The 25,641-nt window shown below is 68.7% G+C and carries 26 protein-coding genes and 1 tRNA gene; 5 read left to right on the top strand and 22 right to left on the bottom strand.

Annotated features, from left to right (window positions below; all coding sequences use genetic code 11):
* Positions 1-158: 158 nt before the first annotated feature.
* Both EV379_RS01595 and EV379_RS01590 read right to left on the bottom strand, forming a co-directional pair.
* Positions 159-1,475: an MFS transporter gene (locus tag EV379_RS01595; RefSeq protein WP_165397256.1), complete on the bottom strand. Its 1,317-nt coding sequence runs from the start codon at positions 1,473-1,475 to the stop codon at positions 159-161.
* Positions 1,476-1,722: 247 nt separating this feature from the next.
* A tRNA-Ser gene (locus tag EV379_RS01590) sits at positions 1,723-1,812 on the bottom strand.
* 151 nt (positions 1,813-1,963) lie between these two features.
* On the opposite strand from EV379_RS01590, the gene radA reads away from it, so the two are divergent.
* Entirely contained in the window at positions 1,964-3,361 is a 1,398-nt protein-coding gene (radA, locus tag EV379_RS01585; RefSeq protein WP_130504613.1) for a DNA repair protein RadA, read from the top strand.
* Between the two features lie 120 nt (positions 3,362-3,481).
* On the opposite strand, the gene EV379_RS01580 is transcribed toward radA, so the two are convergent.
* From EV379_RS01580 to EV379_RS01565, 4 genes are all read right to left on the bottom strand, one after another.
* Positions 3,482-3,943: a dehydrogenase gene (locus tag EV379_RS01580; protein WP_130504612.1), complete on the bottom strand. Its 462-nt coding sequence runs from the start codon at positions 3,941-3,943 to the stop codon at positions 3,482-3,484.
* A gap of 184 nt (positions 3,944-4,127) precedes the next feature.
* Positions 4,128-4,760 (bottom strand): hypothetical protein, encoded by a 633-nt coding sequence (locus EV379_RS01575; RefSeq protein WP_130504611.1) that lies wholly within the window; start codon positions 4,758-4,760, stop codon positions 4,128-4,130.
* Between the two features lie 81 nt (positions 4,761-4,841).
* A complete protein-coding gene (locus EV379_RS01570) occupies positions 4,842-5,348 on the bottom strand; it encodes an amino-acid N-acetyltransferase (protein WP_130504610.1) in 507 nt (168 codons plus the stop codon).
* Positions 5,349-5,524: 176 nt separating this feature from the next.
* The gene (locus EV379_RS01565) at positions 5,525-8,047 is read right to left on the bottom strand and encodes an ATP-dependent Clp protease ATP-binding subunit (RefSeq protein ID WP_130504609.1); all 2,523 of its coding nucleotides are present in this window, start codon (positions 8,045-8,047) and stop codon (positions 5,525-5,527) included.
* A 221-nt stretch (positions 8,048-8,268) separates the two neighbouring features.
* Between EV379_RS01565 and EV379_RS01560 the strand changes: the two genes are divergently transcribed.
* Together EV379_RS01560 and EV379_RS01555 are read left to right on the top strand one after the other, a co-directional pair.
* Complete coding sequence (locus tag EV379_RS01560) at positions 8,269-8,886, top strand: DUF2975 domain-containing protein (RefSeq protein WP_130504608.1); 618 nt, start codon at positions 8,269-8,271, stop codon at positions 8,884-8,886.
* A complete protein-coding gene (locus EV379_RS01555) occupies positions 8,886-9,119 on the top strand; it encodes a helix-turn-helix domain-containing protein (protein ID WP_130504607.1) in 234 nt (77 codons plus the stop codon). The genes EV379_RS01560 and EV379_RS01555 overlap by 1 nt, the downstream gene beginning before the upstream one ends.
* 135 nt (positions 9,120-9,254) lie before the next feature.
* Here EV379_RS01555 and EV379_RS01550 read toward each other — a convergent pair whose 3' ends face one another.
* Positions 9,255-9,716, bottom strand: coding sequence for a hypothetical protein (locus EV379_RS01550; protein WP_130504606.1), 462 nt, complete (start codon positions 9,714-9,716; stop codon positions 9,255-9,257).
* A gap of 126 nt (positions 9,717-9,842) precedes the next feature.
* Complete coding sequence (locus EV379_RS01545) at positions 9,843-10,298, bottom strand: hypothetical protein (protein WP_130504605.1); 456 nt, start codon at positions 10,296-10,298, stop codon at positions 9,843-9,845.
* 42 nt (positions 10,299-10,340) lie between these two features.
* Here EV379_RS01545 and EV379_RS01540 point away from each other — a divergent pair, with 42 nt between their 5' ends.
* Positions 10,341-11,402 (top strand): pirin family protein, encoded by a 1,062-nt coding sequence (locus tag EV379_RS01540; RefSeq protein WP_130504604.1) that lies wholly within the window; start codon positions 10,341-10,343, stop codon positions 11,400-11,402.
* Between the two features lie 46 nt (positions 11,403-11,448).
* On the opposite strand, the gene cls is transcribed toward EV379_RS01540, so the two are convergent.
* Positions 11,449-12,927 carry a cardiolipin synthase gene (gene cls, locus EV379_RS01535; RefSeq protein WP_130504603.1) on the bottom strand — a complete coding sequence of 493 codons (1,479 nt, stop codon included), beginning with the start codon at positions 12,925-12,927 and terminating at the stop codon, positions 11,449-11,451.
* A gap of 6 nt (positions 12,928-12,933) precedes the next feature.
* Entirely contained in the window at positions 12,934-13,110 is a 177-nt protein-coding gene (locus tag EV379_RS17100; protein ID WP_165397255.1) for a hypothetical protein, read from the bottom strand.
* Between the two features lie 270 nt (positions 13,111-13,380).
* On the opposite strand from EV379_RS17100, the gene EV379_RS01530 reads away from it, so the two are divergent.
* A complete protein-coding gene (locus EV379_RS01530) occupies positions 13,381-14,250 on the top strand; it encodes an endonuclease domain-containing protein (protein WP_130504602.1) in 870 nt (289 codons plus the stop codon).
* Positions 14,251-14,375: 125 nt separating this feature from the next.
* Here the strand turns inward: EV379_RS01530 and EV379_RS17095 are convergent, their stop codons facing one another.
* The 12 genes from EV379_RS17095 to ftsH all read right to left on the bottom strand — a co-directional run bounded on the left by EV379_RS17095 (position 14,376) and on the right by ftsH (position 25,377).
* Positions 14,376-14,528, bottom strand: a complete 153-nt coding sequence (locus EV379_RS17095) for a hypothetical protein (RefSeq protein WP_165397254.1) — start codon at positions 14,526-14,528, stop codon at positions 14,376-14,378.
* 48 nt (positions 14,529-14,576) lie between these two features.
* Positions 14,577-16,109: a lysine--tRNA ligase gene (gene lysS / locus EV379_RS01525; protein WP_130504601.1), complete on the bottom strand. Its 1,533-nt coding sequence runs from the start codon at positions 16,107-16,109 to the stop codon at positions 14,577-14,579.
* A gap of 180 nt (positions 16,110-16,289) precedes the next feature.
* Complete coding sequence (gene panC / locus EV379_RS01520; RefSeq protein ID WP_242616183.1) at positions 16,290-17,177, bottom strand: pantoate--beta-alanine ligase; 888 nt, start codon at positions 17,175-17,177, stop codon at positions 16,290-16,292.
* Positions 17,174-18,007: a Rossmann-like and DUF2520 domain-containing protein gene (locus tag EV379_RS01515; protein WP_130504600.1), complete on the bottom strand. Its 834-nt coding sequence runs from the start codon at positions 18,005-18,007 to the stop codon at positions 17,174-17,176. The genes panC and EV379_RS01515 overlap by 4 nt, the downstream gene beginning before the upstream one ends.
* Positions 18,007-19,833 (bottom strand): PH domain-containing protein, encoded by a 1,827-nt coding sequence (locus tag EV379_RS01510; RefSeq protein ID WP_130504599.1) that lies wholly within the window; start codon positions 19,831-19,833, stop codon positions 18,007-18,009. Before EV379_RS01510 ends, EV379_RS01515 begins: the two co-directional genes overlap by 1 nt.
* Positions 19,830-20,357: a PH domain-containing protein gene (locus EV379_RS01505; RefSeq protein ID WP_130504598.1), complete on the bottom strand. Its 528-nt coding sequence runs from the start codon at positions 20,355-20,357 to the stop codon at positions 19,830-19,832. Before EV379_RS01505 ends, EV379_RS01510 begins: the two co-directional genes overlap by 4 nt.
* Before the next feature lie 82 nt (positions 20,358-20,439).
* Positions 20,440-20,919 carry a DUF3180 domain-containing protein gene (locus tag EV379_RS01500; RefSeq protein ID WP_130504597.1) on the bottom strand — a complete coding sequence of 160 codons (480 nt, stop codon included), beginning with the start codon at positions 20,917-20,919 and terminating at the stop codon, positions 20,440-20,442.
* On the bottom strand, positions 20,916-21,449 hold the full coding sequence (gene folK / locus EV379_RS01495; protein ID WP_130504596.1) for a 2-amino-4-hydroxy-6-hydroxymethyldihydropteridine diphosphokinase: 534 nt from the start codon (positions 21,447-21,449) through the stop codon (positions 20,916-20,918). The genes EV379_RS01500 and folK overlap by 4 nt, the downstream gene beginning before the upstream one ends.
* On the bottom strand, positions 21,446-21,886 hold the full coding sequence (gene folB / locus EV379_RS01490) for a dihydroneopterin aldolase (protein ID WP_130504595.1): 441 nt from the start codon (positions 21,884-21,886) through the stop codon (positions 21,446-21,448). The genes folK and folB overlap by 4 nt, the downstream gene beginning before the upstream one ends.
* Positions 21,879-22,670 (bottom strand): dihydropteroate synthase, encoded by a 792-nt coding sequence (gene folP, locus EV379_RS01485; protein WP_130507225.1) that lies wholly within the window; start codon positions 22,668-22,670, stop codon positions 21,879-21,881. The genes folB and folP overlap by 8 nt, the downstream gene beginning before the upstream one ends.
* Before the next feature lie 31 nt (positions 22,671-22,701).
* Positions 22,702-23,340, bottom strand: coding sequence for a GTP cyclohydrolase I (gene folE, locus EV379_RS01480; RefSeq protein ID WP_130504594.1), 639 nt, complete (start codon positions 23,338-23,340; stop codon positions 22,702-22,704).
* Between the two features lie 9 nt (positions 23,341-23,349).
* Complete coding sequence (ftsH, locus tag EV379_RS01475) at positions 23,350-25,377, bottom strand: ATP-dependent zinc metalloprotease FtsH (protein WP_130504593.1); 2,028 nt, start codon at positions 25,375-25,377, stop codon at positions 23,350-23,352.
* Positions 25,378-25,641: the final 264 nt, after the last annotated feature.

Genomic DNA, 25,641 nt, shown 5'->3' with positions numbered 1-25,641 from the left:
TTTCTGCCGCGCTTGCGGAGCCTGCTCGGTCGGGCCGACGGCGATCCCGTCATCCCGCAATGCAGAGGCCCCCTAGCGTTCTTGCTGGTGCGAGATCGCCAGGGGGCCTCTGTGGCGACTGTCCAGCGCCTACCGCAGGCGCGGAACGTCGACCGTGATCAGGCCTCGACGGTGTCGACGAGCGACTTACGCGAGAAGGCGAAGGTGATCGCGCCGCCGAATCCGAGGAGCAGCCCGGCCAGAATGAACGGGACGGTGAACGAACCCGTGAAGTCGACGAGGTAGCCGGTCACAATCGGTGCGAGCAGGCCGAAGACATTGCCGCCGACCGAGACCAGCGCGAAGACGCGACCCTTCGCGGCATTGCCCTGGATCAGGTCACCGGCCAACGCGTAGTTCAACGTCATCGCCGAGGTGATCATGATCAGCACCCACGCGATCGTGACGACGATGAGCGGGACAGCCGTGATGAAGGGCAACGCGATCAGCGGCAGGCCGAGCAGCATCGTCGCGACGACCAGCTTGCGACGGGCGCCGTTCTTCAGCTGGTCGGTGGGGATGAGGCGGTCGCTGAAGTAGGCGATCGCGATACTGCCGAAAGCGGCGACGGTGTAGGTGATGCCCGTGACCCAGCCGGATCCGAGTCCGACCAAACCGCGTTCGTTCTCCAGGTAGAGCGGCATGAAGCTCAAGAAGAGGTAGTTCGTGTACGCGGCGCAGCCGTGGGCGATGAGCAGACTCCACATGGTGTGCTTGCGGAGCAGCTGAGCCAGCGTCAGCGGGATCGAGGAGAAGACGAAACCACCGTCCGTCGGAGGATCAACACGCTCGCGAACGATCATGTCGCGCTCGGCCGGGCTCAGCCACTTCGCCTTCTCCGGCTTGTTGTAGATGAAGACCCAGATCAGCCCGAAGACGATTCCCACTCCACCAAGGATGAAGAAGGACTCGCGCCAGCCGATGATGGAGATGAGGTAGGCCGCTACGACCGCGCCGACTGCGGGACCGAAGAGGGCGCCGGAGTTGAGCATTCCCACGAACCGCGCACGCTCCTGACGAGGCGCCCAATCCGAGATCACCGAGTTACCGACGGGGTACATTGGGGACTCGCCCGCGCCGAGGATCAACCGGGCGACCACCAGCGAGCCGAGTCCAGCTGCGGCACCGGTGAAGCCGGCGCCAACAGACCACACGACGACGCTGATGGGCAGAATCAGCCGCGCGCCCCACTTGTCGGCCATCATGCCAACGGGGATGAGCATTGCGAGGTATGCCCAGCTGAATGCCGACGTCAGCAGTCCGAACTGACCAGTCGTCAGACCGAACTCCGCCATGATGTGTGAACCGGCCACCGACCAGTTGATCCGGTCCATGTAGCCGAGCGTCACGAGCATGAGCAGCCCGGCACCGATGATGAATCGTCGTTTGCCGACCGCGTTCAAAGCGAGCGGCTCGCTCACTGTTTTCAACGTCATTGTTGATGACCCCTTTTGTTCGAGCGCGCCCCCATGGCCCGCAATAGTATTGGCTATACTATACGACATGGTGTGAAATGAGCGTTCACCACCGCTTAGCCTGCTCCCACCGGTGCACCCATGGGCGCGCCCTGCGGTGCTCGCCACTGAACGGGTTGCCCGGCCGTTCGGCGCCGCAGACCGTCGGAGCAGGCAGTGAGAAACCCCCTGACGTTCTCGCTGTTGCGAGTACATCAGGGGGTTTTCGTGGCGGTACCGGTGGGATTTGAACCCACGGTGGACTTTCACCCACACAACTTTTCGAGAGTTGCACCTTCGGCCGCTCGGACACGGTACCGCGGATTAGTTTAGTTGCGAGATGCGCCGAGCGCGAATCGAGAGCTCAAACCGCGGATGCCGCGCGCGTCGCGCCCTGCGGCATCCGCTCTCTCGCACCGCCAGACGGCCCGCCTGGCGGCCCTGTCGGAGCGGCAGGCTACCCTCGGATCATGGCCAAATCCGTGAGTTCCTTCCGCTGCGTCGAGTGCGGGTGGACCAGCATTCGTTGGGTCGGGCGGTGCGGTGAATGCCAGCAGTGGGGCTCCGTGCAGGACCTCGCCGATCAGGCCGGCCCGGCACGCGCGCTGCGTCCGGTGCAGATCTCCGACGCCCGCTCCGCCCGGCCCATCACGGCCGTCACGACCGAGGCCGTGCAGCACTGGCCGAGCGGCATCGCCGAGTTCGATCGCGTTCTCGGCGGCGGCATCGTCCCGGGTGCGGCGATCCTGCTCAGCGGCGAGCCCGGCGTCGGCAAGTCGACGCTGCTGCTCGAGGTGGCGGCTCGCGCCGCGGCGACCGGCCAGAGGGTGCTCTACGTCAGCGCCGAGGAGTCGGTGCAGCAGGTGCGCCTGCGCGCCGAACGCACGAACGCGCTGGTGCCGACCCTCTACCTCGCCGCCGAAACCGATCTCGCGACGATCCTCGGCCAGATCGACGCCGTCGAACCCCAGCTGCTCATCGTCGACTCGGTGCAGACTGTCGCCAGTTCCCTCTCAGACGGGCTCGCCGGCCAGCCCAGCCAGGTGCGCGAGGTCGCGTCGACGCTCATCCGAGTCGCCAAGGACCGCCACCTCCCCGTTCTCCTGGTCGGTCACGTGACCAAGGACGGCTCGATCGCCGGGCCGCGACTGCTCGAACACCTCGTCGACGTCGTGTGCCAGTTCGAAGGCGACCGGCAGACCGCGCTGCGTTTCGTGCGCGCGCTGAAGAACCGCTTCGGCCCGACCGACGAGGTCGGCTGCTTCGAGATGACGGGCGACGGCATCGCCGAGGTGCCTGACCCGAGCGGGCTCTTCCTCAGCCGCGGCGCGACGGGCGTCAGCGGCACCTGCGTGACCGTCGCCCTCGAGGGGCGGCGCGCACTCCCCGTCGAGGTGCAGGCGCTGCTCGTCAAGTCCACGGGGCCGCAGCCCCGGCGGGTGGTCAACGGCGTCGACCCGTCACGGGTGGCGATGATCCTCGCCGTGCTCGAACGCCGGGCCAAGCTCGCCGGCGTCGGCCAGCTCGACGTCTACATCTCCACCGTCGGCGGTGTGCGGCTGAGCGAACCGGCCGCCGACCTCGCCATCGCCGTCGCCATCGCCTCCGCGATGCACGACCGCCCGGTTCCCCACGACATGGCCGCCTACGGCGAGATCAGCTTGGCCGGAGAGGTGCGCCCGGTCACGGCCGGTAAACTCCGCGGGGCGGAGGCCAGGCGGCTCGGTTTCAACAAGATCCTGGATGCCGAGCTCGGCAGTGTCACGGCCGCGCTCGAACGGCTCCGGCTCGCCGGGCCCAGCACACCGGCCGAGCAGCGCCAGCAGCGCGCCGAGAACCGCGAGCGGGAGCTCGACGGCGCGTTCTGAGCCAGCGACGGGTCGCTGCGGCATCCGCAGGTCGCCTGCCGCCGCGGGCGCCTGCCGGCCGTGCTCGCCTGCCGACGCGGGCGTCTGCCGGCCGTGGCCGGGGACGGATGCCGCGCGACGCTAGAGCTCGAGCGCGGCCAGTAGTTCGTTCGGCGATGCCTGCATCGGGTGCGGGCCCGCGATGTCGAGGAACACGGTCGTGATCTGCTCGCTGTAGCGACGGAGGAACGTCTTCAGCCACTCCGGGCCTTGCAGACCGACGGCGGGCGGCAGGTTCTCCGGCTTGTGGCGCGCGTCACTGAAGAGCAGCAGCGCGATCTCGCCCGTGTTCGGGTCGCGGTACGTCCAGACCTCACCCGATTCGAGCGGCCGATCCCGGTCGCCGGCCTTCATCAGCGGTACGACCGTGTTGCCGTTGCGCAGCGCGAGGGCGACGGCGGCCATGTCCTGGCGTTCGAGCGCCTCGGCGAGGGCCTGCGAGCGGAACTCCTCGGCGCCCGGGCCCTTCTTCGCGGCCTTGGCCGCCTTGCTCGCCGGGTGCCCGCCCACGCGCTTCGTCTTCTTCTGAGCTCCGGATGCCATGACTCCAGCCTAGCCAAGCCGCACGCCCGGCCCCCGGCCGTTCGCTCGCGGCGTGCGCGGAGCGCTCACGACCGGGCTGCGTGCCAGAAACCGCGTTATGCGCCAGAAACTACTACGGCAAAGCGCGGTTTCTGGCGCGCATCGCGCGTGGCCCGCACGCACCGGCGGACGCGGCGGGGAGCGCCTAGTTGAGGATGAACTGCTTCGAGCTCGCCGATTCCACGCCGTCGACACTCACCGACAGGTGGTACGAGGCTCCCCCGGCCGGAGCGGAGTCGCGCTCGGCGGAATCACAGGTGTCCGGCGCCGAACGGGTGCGGTCCCAGACGATCGGCGCGGAGGACTTCACGGGCTCGCCCGGCTGCAGTTGGAACGGCACATCGCTGGACTCGGTCTGGCAGTCGGTCGAGGTCCAGTAGACGTCCTCGCCGCTCTTCACGGTGAAGACCTGGGCGGCCGTTCCGACGTTGAGGGTGCACGCCGTCGCCCCGGTGTTCGTCACGACGAGCGAGAGCTCCGGCTGCTGGTCGGCTGCGTAGTCACCGGCGTCGGTGACGGCCTCGACCGTGACCACCGCTGGCGCGCAGACCGCATCGGCGGAGGCGGGCGTCGTCGGGGGCGTGCTGCTGCCGGCATCCGGCGTCTGGCTGGACGAGCCGGTGGAATCGGGCTTCTGCGCCTCGGCGTTGCCACCGGGTCGCACGATGATCAGCACGACGACAACGATGACGGCGAGCAGACCGAGCAGGACTACGAGCCTCCGGCGCCAGTAGACCTTGCTGGGCTGGGGGCCGACGGGATTCTTGATCGTCGACATGCCATCAGGCTAGAGCGCCGTCTGCGCTTTGCCCGGCATTTACCCGGTGATTCAGCGCTTTCGCAGGGTCGGCCGGGCGCGTCAGAGCCGCTTGAGCATGCGGGTGTTGCCGAGGGTGTTCGGCTTGACCCTGGCCAGGTCGAGGAACTCGGCGACACCCTCGTCTGGCGAGCGCACGAGCTCGGCGTACACCTCGGGGGCCACGGTCTCGGTGCCCATGTCGGCGAAGCCGTGGCGCACGAAGAACGGTACCTCGAAGGTGAGGCAGAAGACGCGCGAGAGGCCGAGCTCACGGGCGTCCTCGAGCAGTCGGTCGAGCAGGGCGTGGCCGACGCCGGTTCCGCGCCAGGCCCGCGACACGGCGAGGGTGCGCACCTCGGCGAGGTCCTGCCACATCACGTGCAGCGCGCCGCATCCGATGATCTCACCGGTGTCGCTCTCCGCGACCCGGAACTCCTGCACCGCCTCGTAGAAGACCACGAGGTCCTTGCCGAGCAGGATGCGCTCCTGCACGAGCGGTTCGATCAGGCGCTGGATGGCGGGGACGTCGCTCGTGCGTGCGCGACGCACCGTGTACTGCTGAGCCACCCTGGCACCCTTCTGTCTGCGTGAATCCAGCGTACTGCCGAAGATTCCGGATGCCGCGCACCGCGACACGACGCGATGCGCGTGGTCCGGCGGCGCGTGGTCCGGCGCGTGGCGCCATGGCACGCAGAAGGCCCCGACGGCCGAAGCTGTCGGGGCCTTCGCGGTGTGCGCTGCGCCTAGCCGGCGATCGCGATGCCGGGCGTGACCGGACCGGTGCCGAGGGCGGCTCCGGCGTTCACGTTCGAGGTCGCGGAGACCGAACGCTGCGTCGTGGTGAAGACGAACTTGCCGTCGACGAAGTCCACGTGCACGTGGTCGCCCGCGTTGAGCTCACCGTGCAGGATCTTCTCGGAGAGCAGGTCCTCGACCTCGTGCTGCACGGCGCGACGCAGCGGGCGCGCACCGAGAGCGGGGTCGAAGCCGACCTCGATGAGGCGCTCCTTGGCGGCGAGCGTGAGCTCCACCGTCATGTCACGGTCGAGCATCCGCTCGGAGAGGCGCTTGATGAAGAGGTCGACGATCTGCAGCAGCTCGGGCTTGCTCAGCTGCGGGAACACGATCGTCTCGTCGACACGGTTGAGGAACTCGGGCTTGAAGTGCTTCTTCAGCTCTTCGACGACCTTGCCCTTCATGATGTCGTAGCCGACCGCGCTGTCACCCTCCAGCTGGAAGCCGACCGGCCCGCCGGAGATGCCCTTCGAACCGAGGTTCGTGGTCATGATGATGACGGTGTTCTTGAAGTCGACGACGCGGCCCTGACCATCGGTCAGGCGGCCTTCTTCAAGCACCTGCAGCAGCGAGTTGAAGATGTCGGGGTGTGCCTTCTCGATCTCGTCGAAGAGCACGACGGAGAACGGCTTGCGGCGCACCTTCTCGGTGAGCTGGCCGCCCTCTTCGAAACCGACGAATCCGGGAGGGGCACCGAACAGGCGCGAGACCGTGTGCTTCTCGCCGTACTCGCTCATGTCGAGCGAGATGATGGCGTCTTCGTCGTCGAACAGGAACTCGGCCAGCGCCTTGGCCAGCTCCGTCTTTCCGACACCGGTCGGGCCGGCGAAGATGAACGAGCCGGACGGACGCTTCGGGTCCTTGAGGCCTGCGCGGGTGCGGCGGATCGTCTTGGAGAGTGCCGAGATGGCCTCCTCCTGGCCGATGACGCGCTCGTGCAGTGCCTTCTCCATGAAGACGAGACGCGAGGACTCCTCCTCGGTGAGCTTGAACACGGGGATGCCGGTGGCCTGAGCGAGCACCTCGGCGATGAGTCCCTCATCCACGACGGCGGTCGTCTTGACGTCGCCGGACTTCCACTGCTTCTCGAGGCGCAAACGCTCGCCGAGGAGGTTCTTCTCCTCGTCGCGCAGGCTGGCGGCCTTCTCGAAGTCCTGGTCCTCGATGGCGGCTTCCTTGTTGCCACGGACGACGGCGATCTTCTCGTCGAACTCACGCAGCTCGGGCGGGCTCGAGAGGATCGAGAGGCGGAGGCGCGCGCCGGCCTCGTCGATCAGGTCGATGGCCTTGTCCGGCAGGAAGCGGTCGGCGATGTAGCGGTCGGCGAGGTTCGCAGCCGCGACGATCGCGCCGTCGGTGATGGACACCTTGTGGTGCGCCTCGTAGCGGTCGCGGAGACCCTTGAGGATGTTGATCGTGTGCGGCAGGCTCGGCTCTGCGACCTGGATCGACTGGAAGCGACGCTCGAGCGCGGCATCCTTCTCGAAGTGCTTGCGGTACTCGTCGAGCGTGGTCGCACCGATGGTCTGCAGCTCGCCACGGGCAAGCAGCGGCTTCAGGATCGAAGCCGCGTCGATGGCGCCCTCTGCGGCACCGGCACCGACGAGGGTGTGGATCTCGTCGATGAAGATGATGATGTCGCCGCGGGTGCGGATCTCCTTGGTGACCTTCTTCAGGCGCTCCTCGAAGTCACCGCGGTAGCGGCTTCCGGCGATGAGCGAACCGAGGTCGAGGGAGTAGAGCTGCTTGTCCTTGAGCGTCTCGGGCACGTCGCCCTTGACGATGGCCTGGGCGAGGCCCTCGACGACGGCGGTCTTGCCGACGCCGGGCTCACCGATCAGCACGGGGTTGTTCTTGGAGCGACGCGAGAGGATCTGCATCACGCGCTCGATCTCCTTCTCGCGCCCGATCACGGGGTCGAGCTTGCCGTCGCGGGCAGCCTGCGTGAGGTTGCGGCCGAACTGGTCGAGGATCTGCGAGCCGCCCTGGGCCTGCGTCTGCTCGTTGGCGCCGACGGCGACCTGCTCCTTGCCCTGGTAGCCGGAGAGGAGCTGGATGACCTGCTGGCGCACGCGGTTGAGGTCGGCGCCGAGCTTGACGAGAACCTGCGCGGCGACGCCTTCACCCTCGCGGATGAGACCGAGCAGGATGTGCTCGGTTCCGATGTAGTTGTGGCCGAGCTGCAGCGCCTCGCGCAGCGACAGCTCGAGCACCTTCTTCGCGCGCGGCGTGAAGGGAATGTGGCCGGTCGGCTGCTGCTGACCCTGACCGATGATGTCCTGCACCTGCTCGCGCACGGCGTCGAGCGAAATGCCGAGCGACTCGAGCGCCTTGGCCGCGACACCCTCACCCTCGTGGATCAGACCGAGCAGAATGTGCTCGGTTCCGATGTAGTTGTGGTTGAGCATCTTGGCCTCTTCCTGGGCCAAGACAACGACGCGGCGGGCACGGTCGGTAAATCTCTCGAACATCATCACTCCTCGCGACGCCACGCAGGTATGCGGCGCCGATACATAGAGAGTAACCAGCGCAGGGTCCGCGCGTGCCGGTGTTCGCCCAGAGCATGACGATGTGACACGGGATGCCGCGGGCGCCCGGCGCAACCCACAGCCGCCGCACAGTTGACAACCGCGGCATCCGCCCCTACCTTAACGATAATCGTTGTTATCGATAAACGTGAAGGAGCCACACCATGCGCACCGCGCCCAGCTACACCATCAAGCGGTCAGACGCCGTCGGACTCTGGGTCTTCATGGCGGTCGGCGCCGCGATCGCCGTGTGGACGAGCATCGCCGCGTCCCAACGGATCATGGAGGTGCTGCCGAACACGGACGTCCGCGTGCTCGGGCAGTTCGCCGGCACCGTCGGGTCCGCGCCGATCGGCGTCGACGGCGCCCCCATCGACGTCGAGCTGGAGCAAGCCATGCTCACCGTGCCCGAACTGCCGGTCGCTGCGCTCTGGGCGATCGTCTTTCAGCAGGTGGTGGTTGTCGTCACCGTGCTCACCGTCGTGGTCGCGCTCATCTGGCTCGGGCGGAACGTGACGCGCAGCATCGTGTTCAGTCGCACGAACACCGTGCTCGTCAGCACGGCGGGAATCGTGGGGCTGATCGGCTACGCCGCCGTGCCGTTCCTCGGCAACATGGCCGCCAACGGCGCCTTCGCGGTGCTGAGCGAGCGCACGTTCGACAACGTGATCATCTCCGTCGAACCGTTCAGCCTTCTACTCCTGGCGTTCATTGCGGCGCTGATGAGCACGGTGTTCGCGATCGGGGAACGCCTGCAGCGCGATACCGATGGGCTCGTCTGATGCCCCCAGCCGAGACCGATGACGACGGCATCCGCTGCCGGCTCGACGAGCTGCTCGCCGAGCGCGGCATGACCCTGACCCGGCTGAGCGAGCTGGTGGGCGTGAGCATCGTGAACCTCAGCGTGCTGAAGAACGACCGCGCCCGCGCCATCCGCTTCTCGACGCTGCGCGCGATCTGCGACGCGCTCGACTGCGAGGTGGGCGAGCTGCTGGTGCGCGCCCCGCGCGGCTGAGCACCGCAGTTACGCACACCGTCGCGCCCACAGGTCCCGACGGCAAAAAAGGACTTCGCGCGGTTGCAAGGATCGAATCGCAGATTCAGTCCGTGCAACCGCGCGAAGTCCTGAGAAACGCGCGAGCGGCGGTGGCTAGTGGTCGGAGCCTTCGGCCGGCGTGGCCGACTTGATCGGCAGCACGATGGTCTGCTCCATCACCGTGATCTCGAGCGGCTCCGTCGTGGTGACATCCTGCGGAGTCCAGAACTCGGTCGTGTGGGGCACCAGATCCATGGTGCACGGCTGGTCGGGCAGCGGCGGAACCTCGATGCTCACCGCGTTGCCCTCGCCCGCCTGCTTCTCAACGTTGATGGCGCTGCCAACGTAGGGGCAGGTCGAGCTGCCGAAGATGGTGATGGCGATCTTGTTCCCGATGCCCAGCCAGGCGGCCACCGGCTCACCCGTCGGCGAATCGCTCTCGACATCGACGCCCTCCGGGAAACCGGGGAAGTCGCCTGTCGGCGTGTTGGGGACGGGCGCGCAGCCCGCCAGCACCAGAACGGATGCCGCAACCACGGTTGCGAGAACGAAACGGTTGCGCACTGTAGTAGCCATGCCGCCACTCTAGCGCCAGAGGCCCGGCGCACCCCAGCATCGATTTGGGCGCGCCGAGCCCGTACATTCGGGCCCCGAGAATGCCCGCACCGGCAGAAACCGGAGCCCTCGTGGAGGGATCCGGGGTTAGCGCTCGGCGGGGAGGGTGAGGCTGGTGCCGTCGAGCACGATCGTGACATCGGAGCTCGGCGTCGTGCTCTTCGGCGTCGCGAAGACGGTCGTGTGCGGCACGAGGTCGCGCGTGCACGGCTTCGCCGGGATCTCCTGCAGTGTCGCCTCGAAGGCGTTGTCCGAAGTCTGCGTCAGCGATTCGACGATCGGCGGGCAGCTCGAACTCCCCCACAGCGTGATGCCGATCTGGCTCGCATCCTGCAGCCAGTACAGCTGCGGCTCGCCGCTCGGATTCTGCGGCAGGCCGACCATGCCCTCCGGCAGCCCGGCGTAGTCCTCCTCCGCGCTGATGGTGGAACCGGCGCCTCCGACGCCGCCCTCCGAACTCGCGCAGGCGCTGATCGTGAGAGCAACGGATGCCGCCAACAGCACGGCCGCGGCGGGGCGGAGAGAGCGGAGACTCGGTGTCATGCCGCCAGACTAGCGCCCCGCACGCGGGCATAGGCTGGGGATATGAGCAATCTTGAGCGGGAGCCGGCCGAGCTCATCTGCGAGTACATCGAGGCGGCGGCATCCGCCCGCCCGGCCCCCGTCGAGGTGCTCCAGCCGCGCGACGTGCCGCTCGGCGGGCCGCGGGCCATGCCGGTGCGGCGCACGCTTCCGCAGCGCGGACGCACCACCATCGGGGCCTGGTGCTTCGCCGACCACTACGGCCCGGATGACGTCGCCGCCACCGGCGGCATGGTCGTCCCGCCGCACCCGCACACCGGCCTGCAGACGGCGAGCTGGCTGTTCGAGGGCGAGATCGAGCACCGCGACAGCGTCGGCAGCCACGCCATGGTGCGCCCGGGCGAGCTCAACCTGATGACCGCGGGCAGCGGCATCTCGCACTCCGAGGTCTCCACGCCGGCCACGACCACCCTGCACGGCGTGCAGCTGTGGATCGTGCTTCCGGATGCCGCACGCGCCACCCAGCCGTTCTTCGAGCGTCACGACGCCCGCGTACTGCGTCGCGGTGCCGCCGAGTTGCGCGTGTTCATCGGCGCCATCGCGGACGAGGCGCAGCCGGCAACCGGCCTCGGCGCGTCAGCCCCTGCCGGCCCGACCGTCTTCAGCCGGCTGCTCGGCGCCCAACTCGATCTGCCTGCGCACGGCGGCGTGACCCTGCCGCTCGACCCCGCCTTCGAGCACGGCATGCTCGTCGACGCCGGCCCCGTCACGGTGCACGACGAGGACCACGACACCGAGGCCGCGGCCTCGACCACGCTGGAACGCTCCGAGCTCGGCTACCTCGCGCCCGGCCGTCACAGCGTCACGCTGCGGGCCGGCGAGCGGCCGGTGCGCGTGCTGCTGCTCGGCGGCGAGCCGTTCACCGAGGAGATCGTGATGTGGTGGAACTTCATCGGACGCAGCCACGACGACATCGTCGAGTACCGCCGGGACTGGCAGCACGACGTGATCAACGAGACCGGGGACGCCACGGCATCCGGTCGTTTCGGAATCGTCGCCGACTACCCCGGCTCCGCACTACCGGCGCCCGCACTGCCGACCGTGCGGCTCAAGCCCCGCGGCTAGGGCCGAGACCGATCGAGTAGGCCGCTTACGGCCGGTTCGAGGGGTGTTACTGCAGCGCGGAGGTGAGGCGGGCGAGCCCGTCCAAAACCGTGGAGCGCAGCGGCTGCTTCATCCACTCGTCGAGGGTGAGCTCCTTGCTGACGGAACGGTAGTGATCCTCGACCACCCGCATGTCGCGCACGAAGCTCTCTCCGCGCACGAGCATGGAGACCTCCATGTTGAGGCCGAATGAGCGCATGTCCATGTTGCTGGAGCCGATCACGGCCACGTCATCGTCGATCGTGAAGTGCTTGGAGTGCAGGATGTACGGCGACTTGTACTGGTAGATGCGCACCCCTGCGCGCAGCAGAGCTTCGTAGTAGGAGCGCTGCGCGTGCCAGACCAAGGCCTGGTCGCCGATCTCAGAGACAAACAGGTCGACGGGCACACCGCGCTCGACGGCGGTCGTGATGGCGTAGAGCATCGACTCGTCCGGAACGAAGTAGGGGCTCGTGATGACGATGCGGTCCTGGGCGCCGTAGAGCAGCGCGAGGAACAGCCTGAGGTTGTTCTCGCCCTCGAAGCCGGGCCCGCTCGGCACCACCTGGCACTCCAGCAGGGCGGGGTCGTCGATCGACTCCAGCACCCGCGCCTCGTTCTCGAGCAGCTCCTCCGACTCGATGTACCAGTCGGTGATGAAGATCAGGTTGAGGGCGTCGACGACGGGCCCCTCGACGCGCGTCACCAGCTCCTGCCACTTGAGGCCGCGCTTGATGTTCGAGCGCTTGTTGTAACTGCGGTCGATCACATTCAGCGAGCCCATGAAGGCCGCCCGCCCGTCCACGACGAGGATCTTGCGGTGGTTGCGCAGGTCCGGGCGCTGGAAGTGTCCGCGCAGCGGCTGCACGGGCAGCATCTGGTGCCACTCTGCACCCATCCCGGTGAGGCGGCGCACCGTGTGCTTGAACCCCTTGCTCCGCCACGACGCCCAGTGGTCGAACAGCACGCGCACCGTCACGCCGCGCGCGATGGCCCGCTCGAGCGCGTCGAAGAACACGGCCGTGGTCTGGTCGCAGGAGAGGATGTAGAACTCGACGTGCACATACTTCGTCGCCAGATCGACCTCGGCCGCCATCGCCCGGATCGTGCCGTCGTAGTCCTCAAGCAGCGTCGCGGTGTTGCCGTCGACCATCGGCATCGAGGTGAGGTTGCGGTTCAGCTGGGCGACCGAGGCGAACCACTCCGGCCACTCCTCGTTGTGCGGCCGCCCGCCCGGAACATCGGAGTTAGCGCGGATGAACGCGTCCATCCGGCGCTGCTTCGCCATGCGCTTGCGCGGGAGCTTGGGGTTTCCGATCAGCAGGAACAGCAGGATGCCGAGGTACGGGATGAAGAAGACGGCGAGCAGCCAGGCCATGCCGGCCGTCGGGCGCCGGTTGCGCGGGATGATGATGATCGCCGCGACGCGGACCGCGAGGTCCACGAGCAACAGCAGGATGATGATGACGAGCGACGTGTCCGATGGATCCGTGAAGTCAATCAGCATCTGCGGCTATCGGGCCGGAGAGTCGAGGCCCAGACGCGCGCGCTCTTCTGCTTCGATGCGGGCGTACACCTTGCGTTCCGTCCGGTCCATCCGGATGATCGAGCGCATGACGATCCAGAAGATGACTCCGACGAGCAGCGTCGGAACAATCGAGAAGATCGCGTTCACCCAGAAGTTATCCATAGCCCCTCCAGAATACGTTGCTTTTGCGGCTCGCGGGTGCCGGGTCGTCTCGGCCGCGCCCCGACGCGAGCTGCGGTGCGAGAACAGGCGTCGGATTGCGCTGGCGACCGTGGCCGCCTGCCGTCGCGGCCGGATGACGCCAACTGCCTGTTTCCGGCACGCGCGCAACCGCTAGGACTGCTGTTGTACACAGCTCGGCGTTCGCCGGCCGCCGTCCACAGAATCCGCCGGACACCTCAGATCGCCGCTTCGAAGCGCCACGCTGGTGTGATGGCACTGACACTGGCGGAGGACATGGACCGGCTCGGCGGGCTCGCCCGTCGAACGCAGCTCGAACAGCTGGGGCACTCGGCTCGCAGAATTCGAGCCGCGATCGAGTCGCGGGCGCTGCGCGTCGTCGCGCGCAGCTGGGTGGCAACACCCTTTGTCCGGCCCGATGCGATGCGAGCGGTCGAGCTGCGCGGCACGCTTGGCGGGGCCAGCGCGCTCGCCAGCTATGGGATCTGGGTCCCGCACGAGGTACCGCTCTGCGTCGCGACGCCTCACAGCGCAAGCCGCCTGCCGCCGGTTCTGGGCACCGAGTGGCGGCTGCGAATTCCAGGCGGCGCGGCGAAAGCCGCCCATCCCCGCACCGCGCAGTGGCGAGTGAGTATCGAAGAGGCCCTGCTTCAGCACGCGCGCGCCTGCCTCGACGGCGACCAGATCGTGGCGTCCTTCGACAGCGCCCTGCACTCGGGCGCGGTGGGTCGACAGTGGCTACTCGCGATCAGCGATGGGATGCCGCGACGGATCCGCCGGCTGTTGAGGCACGTCGATGGGCGCGCCGAGTCGGGGCTGGAAACCTTGTTGCGACTGGCTTTCGAGCGGGAGGGGTGGAGCGTCGAACTCCAGGTGCGAATCGACGGCGTCGGACGCGTCGATCTCGTGATCAACGGGTGGCTGGTGATCGAGGCCGACGGCAAGGCATGGCATGACGACCCGACGTCGGCGCAACGCGACCGCCTGCGCAACGCGGCCCTCGTGCTGAGGGGGTACCGCTGGCACCGATTCGGTTACGAGCAGGTGATGTTCGACCTAGGCGGCTGCGTCGCCGTGGTGCGGGCGCTACTGGCATCCGGTCGCCCGCGGCCGAGCGTGTAGCGAAAACAGGCGCCCGGTGGTTGATACGCCCGTGTGCGCCTGTTCTCGCGGTCACCGGCACCCATCTGCCTGCTTTCGCGACGGACCGGCGAGCCGGCCTGAGCAGGCAGGCCAGCAGGCCGGAGCTAGCCTCCGGTGATGATGCCCCACACGCCGCTGCCGACCATGTAGAGCCCGACACCGCCGACGATGATCCAGATGGCGAGGCGCCCGTTGGAGACCCTCTTCGGGTTCTTCTCCGGCTCGAGTTCACTCTTGGGCAGGAATTCGTCGTTCATGTCGTGTCTTCTGTTCTCTGATGCCAGGCTGCGGTGCCGGGCTGCGGTCTACTTGACCAGCGGGAAGAGGATGGTCTCGCGGATGCCGAGGCCAGTGAGCGCCATCAGCAGGCGGTCGATGCCCATGCCCATGCCACCGGTGGGCGGCATGCCGAACTCGAGGGCGCGCAGGAACTCCTCGTCGAGACGCATGGCCTCAGGGTCGCCGCCCGCCGCAAGGGTTGCCTGCTCGATGAAGCGCTCACGCTGGATGACCGGGTCGACGAGCTCGGAGTAGCCGGTGGCCAGCTCGAAACCGCGGATGTAGAGGTCCCACTTCTCGACGACGCCGGGGATGGAGCGGTGGCCGCGCACGAGCGGGCTCGTGTCGACCGGGAAGTCCATCACGAAGGTCGGGCGCACGAGGCCGCCCTTGACGAAGTGCTCCCAGAGCTCTTCGATGTACTTGCCGTGGATCGGGTGGTCGATCTCGATGCCCTCGCGCTCGGCGAGAGCCTTGAGCTCGCTGATCGGCGTCTCCGGCGTGAACGCGGTTCCGGCTGCTGCGTTCAGGCTGTCGTACATGGAGATGCGGTCCCACTGTCCGCCCAGGTCGTACTCGGTGCCGTCTGCCCAAGTGACGACGTGGCCGCCGGCGATCGCGGTCGCGGAATCCTGGATCAGCTTCTGGGTGAGGTCGGCGATCGAGTTGTAGTCGCCGTAGCCCTCGTAGGCCTCGAGCATGGCGAACTCGGGGCTGTGCGTGGAGTCTGCACCCTCGTTGCGGAAGTTGCGGTTGATCTCGAACACGCGGTCGATGCCACCGACGACGGCGCGCTTGAGGTAGAGCTCCGGAGCGATGCGCAGGAAGAGCTCGGTGTCGAAGGCGTTGGAGTGGGTGACGAACGGACGGGCGGACGCGCCGCCGTGCATGACCTGCAGCATCGGGGTCTCGACCTCGATGAAGCCGAGGTCGTCGAAGGTGCGGCGGAGGCTGGCGACGGCCTTGGCGCGGGCGATCACGTTGGTACGGGCCTGCTCGCGGGCGATCAGGTCGAGGTAGCGGCTGCGCACGCGGTTCTCCTCGGAGAGCTCGTTGTGCAGGTTCGGCATGGGCAGCAGCGTCTTCGACGCGATCTGCCAGCGCGTGGCCATGATCGACAGCTCGCCGCGGCGGCTGGAGATGACCTCGCCCTCGACGAAGAGGTGGTCGCCGAGATCGACGAGCTCTTTCCACTCGGCGAGGCTCTCCTCGCCGACCTCTGCGAGGCTGACCATCGCCTGGATGCGGCTGCCGTCGCCGGCCTGCAGCGTGGCGAAGCAGAGCTTGCCGGTGTTGCGCAGGTACATCACGCGACCGGCGACGCCGGCGATCTCGCCGGTCTCGGCACCGGGCTCGAGCTCGCCGAAGCGGGCGCGCAGTGCGGGAATCGTCGTCGTGACGGGAACGCTCACCGGGTAGGCGCCGCCACCGAGGTCGGCCGCGGCTGCGATGAGCCGCTCACGCTTGGCCAGACGCACGGCCTTCTGCTCGGAGATGTCCTGCTGCTCGGCAGCGATCTCCTCGGCGGTGAGCTCGGTCGTGGTGGGGGCGTCGGCCATGTCTTCTCCGTGAACTGGGGCGTGATGCGGGTATCGAGACGTATACACACGCAGTACTCAAGAGTAGTCGCAGCGAGCTGAGCCTCTGCTCGACGCCGGCCGCGGGCGTCGCGCGCCAGAAACTACGTACGCGCGGCGAAACGTTTCGCCGCGGAGGTGCGGTTTCTACCGCGCGACCGCTTAGCCCAGGATGATGGGCGTGTTGTCGATGAGACGGGTCGCACCGACACGCGCCGCGACGAGCGCGATCGCCGGCCCGCGGAAGTGCTCGTCGACGGGCAGGAAGCTGGCCGGGTCGACGACGACGAGGTAGTCCAGCGTCACGTCGTCGTGGTCGCCGAAGCTGGCCGTGGCCTCGGCGAGCAGTTCGACGAGACCATCGGATGCCGCGGCATCCGCGGACTGCAGAGCGCCGCTCAGTGCCAACGCCGCCCGCCGCGCACCGGCATCGAGGAAGCGGTTGCGGCTGGAGAGCGCCAGGCCGTCGCTCTCCCGCACGGTCGGGACGACCTCGATCACGAGCGGCAGGTTGAGCTCGGCGACCATGCGGCGCACCAGGAACACCTGCTGGGCGTCCTTCTGCCCGAACATGGCAACATCCGGCCGCACGATGTTGAAGAGCTTCGCGACGACAGTGAGCATGCCGTCGAAGTGGCCAGGCCTGGTCGCACCCTCGAGCAGGGTCCCGACGTGGCCGGCGGTGACGCGCGTCTCGCTCGGTCCGTTCGGGTACATCTCCCGGGCGGTCGGCGCGAACACGTACTCGACGCCCTCGGCGGCGAGGGCGGCCAGGTCGGCGTCCAGCGTGCGCGGGTAGGCGTCGAGGTCCTCCCCCGCGCCGAACTGCAACGGGTTCACGAAGATCGACACGATGACGGTGCCTGCAAGTTCCCGCGCACGCCGGACGAGGCTGAGGTGCCCGTCGTGCAGCGCGCCCATGGTCGGCACGAGCGCGATGCCGGATGCCGGGCTGCCTGCCCGCACGGCGGCGAGGGCGTTCTGCACCTCGGCCACCGTCGTCAGCACGACGGGGGTCGCAGGCGCGCTCGGCATGCTGGAGATGGTCATGCGGGGTCCTCCGGGTCGTTGTTGAGGTAGAAGCCGTTCCCGTGGCCGCCGAAGGCGCCGCCGGTGCCGTCGAAGTCGGCCTGGTCGCCGAACGCCGATCCACCGAACGCCTGCCCGCCGAACAGTGTCGGGTCGGCGGCATCCGCCCCGCCGGCCTTGGCCAGTGCCCGCTCAACGGCGGAGCGCACGAGCGGCGCGAGCACCGGGCCGGGCGCCTCGACCCCGATGCCGGCCAAGAGGGCGACGGCCTGGTCGACGATGGCGGTCGAGAAGGAGACGGCGGTGTCGACGGCCTCGGCGTAGGCCGCGCGGTCGGCCTCGGCGATGATGAGCGGTTCCCCGCCCATCTCGACGACGAGCGCCTGGCCGATCGGCAGCACCGGGCTCGGCGCGGTGACGGCGAACCAGGTTCCCGCGAGTTTGGCCAGGTCGAGGCTGGTGCCCGTGAAGGTCATGGCCGGGTGCACGGCGAGCGGGATCGCGCCGGCCGCGAGGGCGGGCGTGAGCACGCCGATCCCGTAGCGGGCGGCCGTGTGCAGCACGAGTTGGCCCGGCTGCCAGGCGCCGCGTGCGGCCAGCCCGGCCACGAGCGGCGCGAGCTCGGCATCCGGCACAGCCAGGATCACCAGCTCGCTGCGCTCGACCAGCACATCGACGTCGAGGATCGGGGCGCCGGGCAGGATCGCCTCTGCCCGCTCGCGGCTCGCGGCGGAGATCGCCGAGATCCCGACGATGGCGTGGCCGGCCCCGGCCAGCGCCGCGCCGAGAATCGGTCCGACGTTGCCGGCCCCGACGATGCCGACACCGAGCCTGCCCGCGCGCTGCGCCATCACTGTGCGTCCTGTCTGGAACCCCAGCGGTGGCTCGTGTCGCTGGCGCCGGACGCCACGGCGCCGGCCGCGAGCGTCTCGAAGAGTTCGGCTGCGATGGAGTCGTCGATCGTGTTCAGGCGAGCGGAGACGGGGCCGGCGACGGTGTGCAGGTGCACGGCGCCGAGACGAAGCTTGCGCTGGATCGGCCCCTGCGTTGCGCCGACGCTCTGCATGCGGGCGAACGGCACGAGCGCGAGCTCGCGCGCGATGACGCCGTGCCGCAGCAGCACGGTGTTCTCGGTGAGAGCGAAGCCGGTGCGGCGCCACGAGAACGGGCGCAGCCAGGCCGCGCGCCGCGGCGCGTTCGTGAAGCCGTCGGCACCGCCCTTGGAGACGAGGCCGCGCTCGATCAGGCTGGGGATCGCGGCGTCGGCGGCGGTCGGCAGCTCGGCCAGAGGCTCGGCCAGCAGCTCGGCCAGAGGCTCGGCCGGCCCGACCGGAAGCCCGGCCGACAGCTCGGCGGTCGGTGCCGGCTGCTCGACCGGCACGGCGCCTGGCGCGAGCGCGGTGAATCCGCTCCCGGCTGGGAGGAGCCCGGATTCCGGCAGCAGCAGTGCGAGCACGCGCTCGACATCGTCGATGCGCCCGACGGGCAGCACCGTCGTGTTCGAGGCGTTCTGGCCGTTCTGCTGCGAGTGCCCCGCGGTGTTGATGCGGATCGTCCACCAGCCGAACGGGCGCCAGAGCAGCGGCTGGGTGACCGCGATCGCGTGGATGCGGCCGGGCGGGATCGTCTCGTTGCTCGTCGAGAGCAGGCCGTATCCGACGCGCACGCCATCGGCCGTTCCCGCGATCGTGTAGCGCAGCCCCTTGGTGAAGCGGTTGATGTAGTAGCTCGCGCCACCGATGAGCGCGGGCACGAAGCCGAAGATGACCCAGTACTGCTGGTTCGCCAGGGCGATCGGAACGGCGACGGCGAGGGCGATCAGCACGAGCGTGAAGCCGCTCGCCGCGATCGAGGCGATGAGTCGGAGCGGCGGGATGTGCACGACGGACTCCGGCGGTGCGGCATCCGGGTCGAGCTCCGGCGCGAGGAACTCGTTCGCGCGCTGGGTGATCAGCGCGCCGGCGGATGCCGCGAGGCCGTGCGCCCCGGACGTGTGCGGTTCGTGGCCCGCTGCGGTGCCGTTCGCGGCCCCCACCGTGCCGGGGGCGAGCTCCGCGGGCGCGGCCGTCGTCGCTGTTCCCGGCGTCGCCGCAGCAGCGGGCGCGGCGGCGCCCTGGCGCATGCCGGATGCCAGCCGCAGGATGTCACGGCGGAGGGCATCGGTGTGGCTGGAGCCCAGGTAGGCCAACTGCACGTTGGCGTCCTGGCCCGCGACGCCGACCTCGAGCTTGGCCGCACCGAAGATGCGGGGCAGCAGGGGCCGATCGATGTTGACGCCCTGGATCCGGTCGAGCCTGGCCTTCCGATTGGTGCGGAACAGGATTCCGCTGCGCACCTCGACGGCCTCCTCGGTGACGCGGAAGCTGTGCATGCGCCACGAGAGGTAGAAGCCGACCATGACGATGAGCAGCGCGCCGAGAATGGCGAGCAGCGCCCAGCCGACGGCTCCGCGGTTGTAGATCTCGTCGATCGGGTCGCCGCCGTAGCTCGGAACGCCGAAGAACAGCTCGACCAGTCGCTCGCGCAGATTCGCGATCACGATGCCGGTGATCGCGATGAGGGCGACGCCGCCCTTCAGCAGCGGCGTGGCCGGGTGCAGCCGGTGCCACTCACCGTCGGCGAGGTTCGACACCCCGCGCGGAGGGATGCCGGGGGCAGCCGCGTCGTTCAGGCTCACAGCCCCGCCCGGCGGCTCTCGGCCAGTGCGACCAGGCGGTCGCGCAGCGCCTCGGCCTCGTCCATGGGAAGCCCGGGGATGATGACCCCTGTTGCCGCTGCGGCCGTCACGAACTTCAGCTCGGCCAGGCCGAGCGCCCGCGCGACGGGGCTGCGCGTGATGTCGACGAGCTGCATGCGCCCGTACGGAACAGACACGAAGCGTTGGAACATGATGCCGCGGCGGAACAGCAGGTCGTCGGAGCGGAGCTGGTAGCCGATCGAGCGCACGCGGCGCGGCTCCACGGTCAAGGTCACGATGAACAGGGCAGCGATTCCGATGAGAACCCAGAGCGCCCACTGCTGATCGCCGAGGATCCAGACGGCCGCGGCGCCCGCGCAGAACAGCAGACCACCGATCACCGTTCCAACGATCTCCACGACGAGGTACTTCGGCGACACCCGGTGCCAGGCGGTCGGGTCGCCGAGGTCGAGGCGCTCGGCGACATCCGCTTCAGGCGCTGGGCTCGTTGGCAGCTCGTGCATGCGTGATTCTCTCAGTTCGGCGGTGTGCGTATCGGTGCGCTCGGTGTCGCGCCCTGCGTCGTGTGCGTCATCCGCATCGCGCTCAGGCATGCGAACCGTGCGGCTGCTGTGTTTCGCTGTCGCGGTCATCCGGCGGGAGCACACAGAAGTGCTCGGCGACGAGGCCGGCGATCAACAGGATGAGCCCGCCGGCCGCCATCGCGACCGCGAGCCAGAGTGACGTCGAGACGGGAGCGACGGAACGGCTGAGCAGATAGAACAGCAGCCCGATTCCCGCTCCGGTGAACAGCGCGCCAGAGAATGCGGATGCCTTCGCGAGCACGGCGACGCGCATCGCCCGGAACGGGTCGATGTGGACCTTGACCGACGCACGCACCGCACGCCGGATGGGCCACGCCAGCAGCACGACGACGACGCCGATCGCGACGAGGGTGACGCCGAGCGAGATCGGCGGGATGATGATGGGCAGACCGGATGCCGCGATCGCCAGCTCGGCCAGGAACGCGACGACTCCGCCGCCGAGGACGAGCAGCGCCAGCGCCGCCGGAGAGGTGCGCTTCATCGCGACTCCCCCGTTTCTTCGGCCTCAACCGGTTGGTCCACCGTCAGGGCGGCGAGCAGCGCGTCGACGCGGCCACGACCAGGCACGACGGCATCCGGTTGCAGCTCCAGCCACGGCCGCAGCACGAAATCGCGCTCCGCGGCCCGCGGGTGCGGCAGGGTGAGCCGGTCGTCGCTCTGCTGCAGCTCGGCGTAGGTGATGAGGTCGAGGTCGAGCGTGCGGTCGCCCCAGTGCTCGGCGCGCACCCGTCCGTTGGCGTGCTCGATCGCGTTGAGCGCGTCGAGGAGCGCATGCGGGGCGAGCGCGCTCACCACGGTGGCGACGCCGTTCAGGTAGGCCGGCGCGTCGGTGTCGACGCCGTGCGGCTTGAGGGCGGGGGTCTCGATAAAGCTCGACACGCCCGTGAGCTCGACGCCGGGCAGATCGGCGATGGCGCGCACGGCGGCGGCCAGCGTCGCGCGGCGGTCACCGAGGTTCGCGCCGAGGGCGATCACCGCGGGCGAGCCTGCCGTCTCGGCCTGCGCACTCATGATCGCTCCCTCGTGATCGTCACGGCGACGTCGCCGAAAGGCACAGCGATCGGCGCATCGGGCTTGTGCAGGCTGACGCGCACGCGTTGGGCGGCCGGGTGATTGAGCACGGTCGCAGCGATCCGCTCCACAACGGTCTCGATGAGGTCGACTGGATCACGCTGCACGGCGGCGGCGACCTCCTCCGCGAGCTCGCCGTAATGGATGGTTGCGCCGAGATCGTCACCGGACGCCGCTCTGGCGAAGTCGAGCCACACCGTCGCATCGACGATGAAGAGCTGGCCGTTCTCCCGTTCGAAGTCGAAGACACCGTGATTCGCCTGCACCCGGAGCCCCGTGAGGGTGATGTGGTCCCGCGCGCTCCAGTCGACGGCGGTGCTGCCGGAGGTGAGGGGAGCACCGTCGGAGGAGCTGCGGACTGCGTTCTGATCAGGCACGTTCTCCACTTTGCCACGAAGCGAGCACTTCGAGGGCAACACGCGTGCCGGCCACGTCGTGGACCCGCACCGCCCAGGCCCCCGCTTGCGCCGACAGCACGCTCACAACGGCCGTCGGCAGGTCCCGCTCTCCCGGTGCGGCGCCGTCGGGCAACAGCGCACCGAGGAAGCGTTTCCGTGAGGCACCGACGAGCACGGGGTAGCCGAGCGCGCGCAGTTCCCCGAGCCGGCCGAGCAGCGCCCAGTTGTGCTCCGTGTTCTTGGCGAAGCCGAGCCCGGGGTCGAGCACGATCTTCTCCGCCGCGACACCGGCAGCGAGCAGCGCGTCCACGCGGGCGGCGAGCTCGGCGCAGACGTCGGTGACGACGTCGCCGTAGCTGGCCAGCTCCTGCATGTTCTCGGAGTGGCCGCGCCAGTGCATGGCGATGTAGAGCAGCCCGCTCGCGGCGACGGCGTCGGCCATGGCAGGGTCGGCCAGTCCGCCGGACACGTCGTTGATGATGAGCGCACCGGCGGATGCCGCTGCAGCGGCGGTTGCCGCGTTCATGGTGTCGACGCTCACCGGGATGCCGGCCTCGGCGAGGGCCGCGATGACCGGGATCACCCGTGCCTGTTCCGCCGCCGGGTCGACCCGGGCGGCACCCGGCCTGGTCGATTCGCCGCCGACGTCGATGATGTGCGCGCCGGACGCCACGAGTTGCTCGGCGTGCGCGAGGGCCGCGCGCGGGTCGGCCCATCGCCCACCGTCGCTGAAGGAGTCCGGCGTGACGTTGACGATGCCCATGATGAGCGGGCTGGAACCGGCATCCGGCAGGCTAAGCACGGTGCCCGCCGCTTGTCGACTCCTCGCGCGGGCGCCCGGCGGGGGCCGCGCTGCCGATCAGAGCCATCAACTCGGCGCGGGCAACCGGCTCGGCGAGTTCGCCGCGGCTCGCGATGGTGACCGTCGAGCTGTTGGTCTGGCGGGATCCGCGGGCCACGACGCAGCGGTGCACGGCGTCGAGCACCACGAGCACGCCGCGCGGGGCGAGGCCGTCGTTCAGGGCGTCGGCGATCTCCTCGGTGAGGCGCTCCTGCAGCTGCGGGCGGGCGGCGAGCGTGTCGACGACAGCGGGCAGCCTGCCGAGACCGACGACGCGATCGCTCGGCAGATAGGCGATGTGCACGACGCCGACGAACGGCAGCAGGTGGTGTTCGCAGACCGAGCGGAAGTCGATGCCGCGCAGCAGCACGACGTCGCTGGTCTGGGGCACGCCGTCGATGTCTTCACCGATCGGAACCGAGTCGAGCAGGTGCTCGAGCGGGTCCTGGCTGAGCCCGCTGAAGAACTCGGCGTACGCATCGGCGACTCTGGCCGGTGTCTTGGCCAGCCCAGGGCGCGCCGGGTCCTCACCGATCGCGAGAATGATCTCGCTCACGGCTGCCTCGATGCGTGCCCGGTCGACTCCGCTCACGGGCGCCGCCTAGGCCGTGGCCGGGCGCGGGTTCGTGGCGCGGGGGTGCTGGTCCGAGGCCTCGACCGCCGCGGCACCCGGAACATCTTCGGAGAGCACGCCGCCATCGGTTGCACCCGGGTTCACCGGGGAGGTGAGCACGGGGTACTCGATCGGCGGAACCGTCGAGAGTGGGCGCTTGTCGCTGGAGAGCCACTGCGGGCGCTCAGGCAGCTTCTTGACGTCCTTGAAGATCTCGGCGATCTGGTTGTGGTCGAGCGTCTCCTTCTCGAGCAGCTCAGCGGCCAGTCGGTCGAGCACGTCGCGGTTGTCGTTGAGCACGGCCCAGGCCTCGTCGTGCGCCTGCTCGATGAGGGCGCGGACCTCCTGGTCGACGCGTTCGGCGATGCGCTCCGAGTAGTCGCGCTGGTGGCCCATGTCGCGACCGAGGAACATCTCACCGCTCGACTGGCCGAGCTTGACGGCGCCAACGTCGGTGCTCATGCCGAACTCGGTCACCATCTTGCGCGCGGTGGCCGTCGCCTTCTCGATGTCGTTCGATGCGCCGGTGGTCGGGTCGTGGAAGACGATCTCCTCCGCGACGCGGCCGCCCATGGCGTAGGTGAGCTGGTCGAGCAACTCGTTGCGCGTGACCGAGTACTTGTCCTCGAGCGGCATCACCATCGTGTAGCCGAGGGCACGGCCGCGGGGCAGGATCGTGATCTTGGTCACCGGGTCCGTGTAGTTCATGGCCGCTGCAGCGAGGGCGTGGCCGCCCTCGTGGTAGGCCGTGATCAGCTTCTCCTTGTCCTTCATCACGCGGGTGCGGCGCTGCGGGCCGGCGACGACGCGGTCGATGGCCTCGTCGAGGGCACGGTTGTCGATGAGCTGGGCGTGTGAGCGCGCCGTGAGCAGTGCGGCCTCGTTGAGCACGTTCGCCAGGTCCGCACCGGTGAAACCGGGCGTCTTGCGGGCGACGACCTCAAGGTCGACACCCTGGGCGAGCGGCTTGCCCCGACCGTGCACCTCGAGGATCTTCTTGCGGCCGAGCATGTCGGGGGCGTCGACGCCGATCTGGCGGTCGAAGCGGCCGGGACGCAGCAGAGCCGGGTCGAGGATGTCCGGACGGTTCGTCGCGGCGATCAGGATGACGTTGGCCTTGGGGTCGAAGCCGTCCATCTCGACGAGCAGCTGGTTGAGCGTCTGCTCGCGCTCGTCGTGGCCGCCGCCCATTCCGGCACCGCGGTGCCGGCCGACGGCGTCGATCTCGTCGACGAAGATGATGGCCGGGGCGTTCTCCTTGGCCTGCTGGAACAGGTCGCGAACGCGGCTGGCGCCGACACCGACGAACATCTCGACGAAGTCCGATCCGGAGATCGAGTAGAACGGAACGCCTGCCTCGCCTGCAACGGCGCGGGCGAGAAGCGTCTTACCGGTTCCGGGAGGGCCGTACAGCAGCACGCCCTTCGGGATGCGGGCACCGACGGCCTGGAAGCGGGCCGGGTCCTTGAGGAAGTCTTTGATCTCTTCGAGTTCTTCGATCGCCTCGTCGGCGCCTGCGACATCCTCGAACGTGACCTTGGGGCTCTCCTTCGAGACGAGCTTGGCCTTCGACTTGCCGAACTGCATGACCTTGTTGCCGCCGCCCTGCATGCTGGAGAGCATCCACCAGAAGAACAGGCCGATCAGCAGCACCGGGAGCAGGATGCCGAGCAGCGAGAGCAGCCAGTTGGGCTGCGGAACCTCGTCGTCGAAGCCGTCGGCCGGGTCGGCGGCCGTCACGGCGTCGACGACCTCGGTGCCGCGCGGCGCAACGTAGTAGAACTGCACCTGCTCGCCCAGCTTGGGGTCAGCCTTGGTCAGCGTGAGGTCGACGCGCTGTTCGCCGTCGACGATCTTCGCGCTGGCGACCTTGCCGTCTTTGAGGAACTGCAAGCCCTCCTGGGTGGAGACCTCGCGGAATCCAGACATAGTGATCAGGCTTGACCCGATCCACACGGCAACAACCGCGAGCACGATGTAGAGCAGCGGACCCCGAAGAAGCTTCTTGACGTTCATGGTGCTGCAAGGCTACCGCGACGGTGCTGCACGATTGCCGCATGTTCGCTGCAGGCTCACCGTGTGGCGTTGGCGCGCCCCTGATTCCTGATTTCGACAGGCTCAATCAACGGGCATCGGCGGCTGAGCGCCGCGGTGGTTGAGCGTGTCGAAAACCGGTGGTTGAGCGTGTCGAAACCCGCTGTTTGAGCTTGTCGAAACCGGTGCTTGAGCGAGTCGAAACCGCACCAGCATCGCTTGCGGTTCCTGGGTCTGCCTTCGACG

The sequence above is a fragment of the Microterricola gilva genome (genome assembly GCF_004217495.1).
Lineage (GTDB): Bacteria > Actinomycetota > Actinomycetes > Actinomycetales > Microbacteriaceae > Microterricola > Microterricola gilva.
Note: the sequence above shows the minus strand (reverse complement) of the source record. Positions and strands in the feature narration are given on the sequence as shown.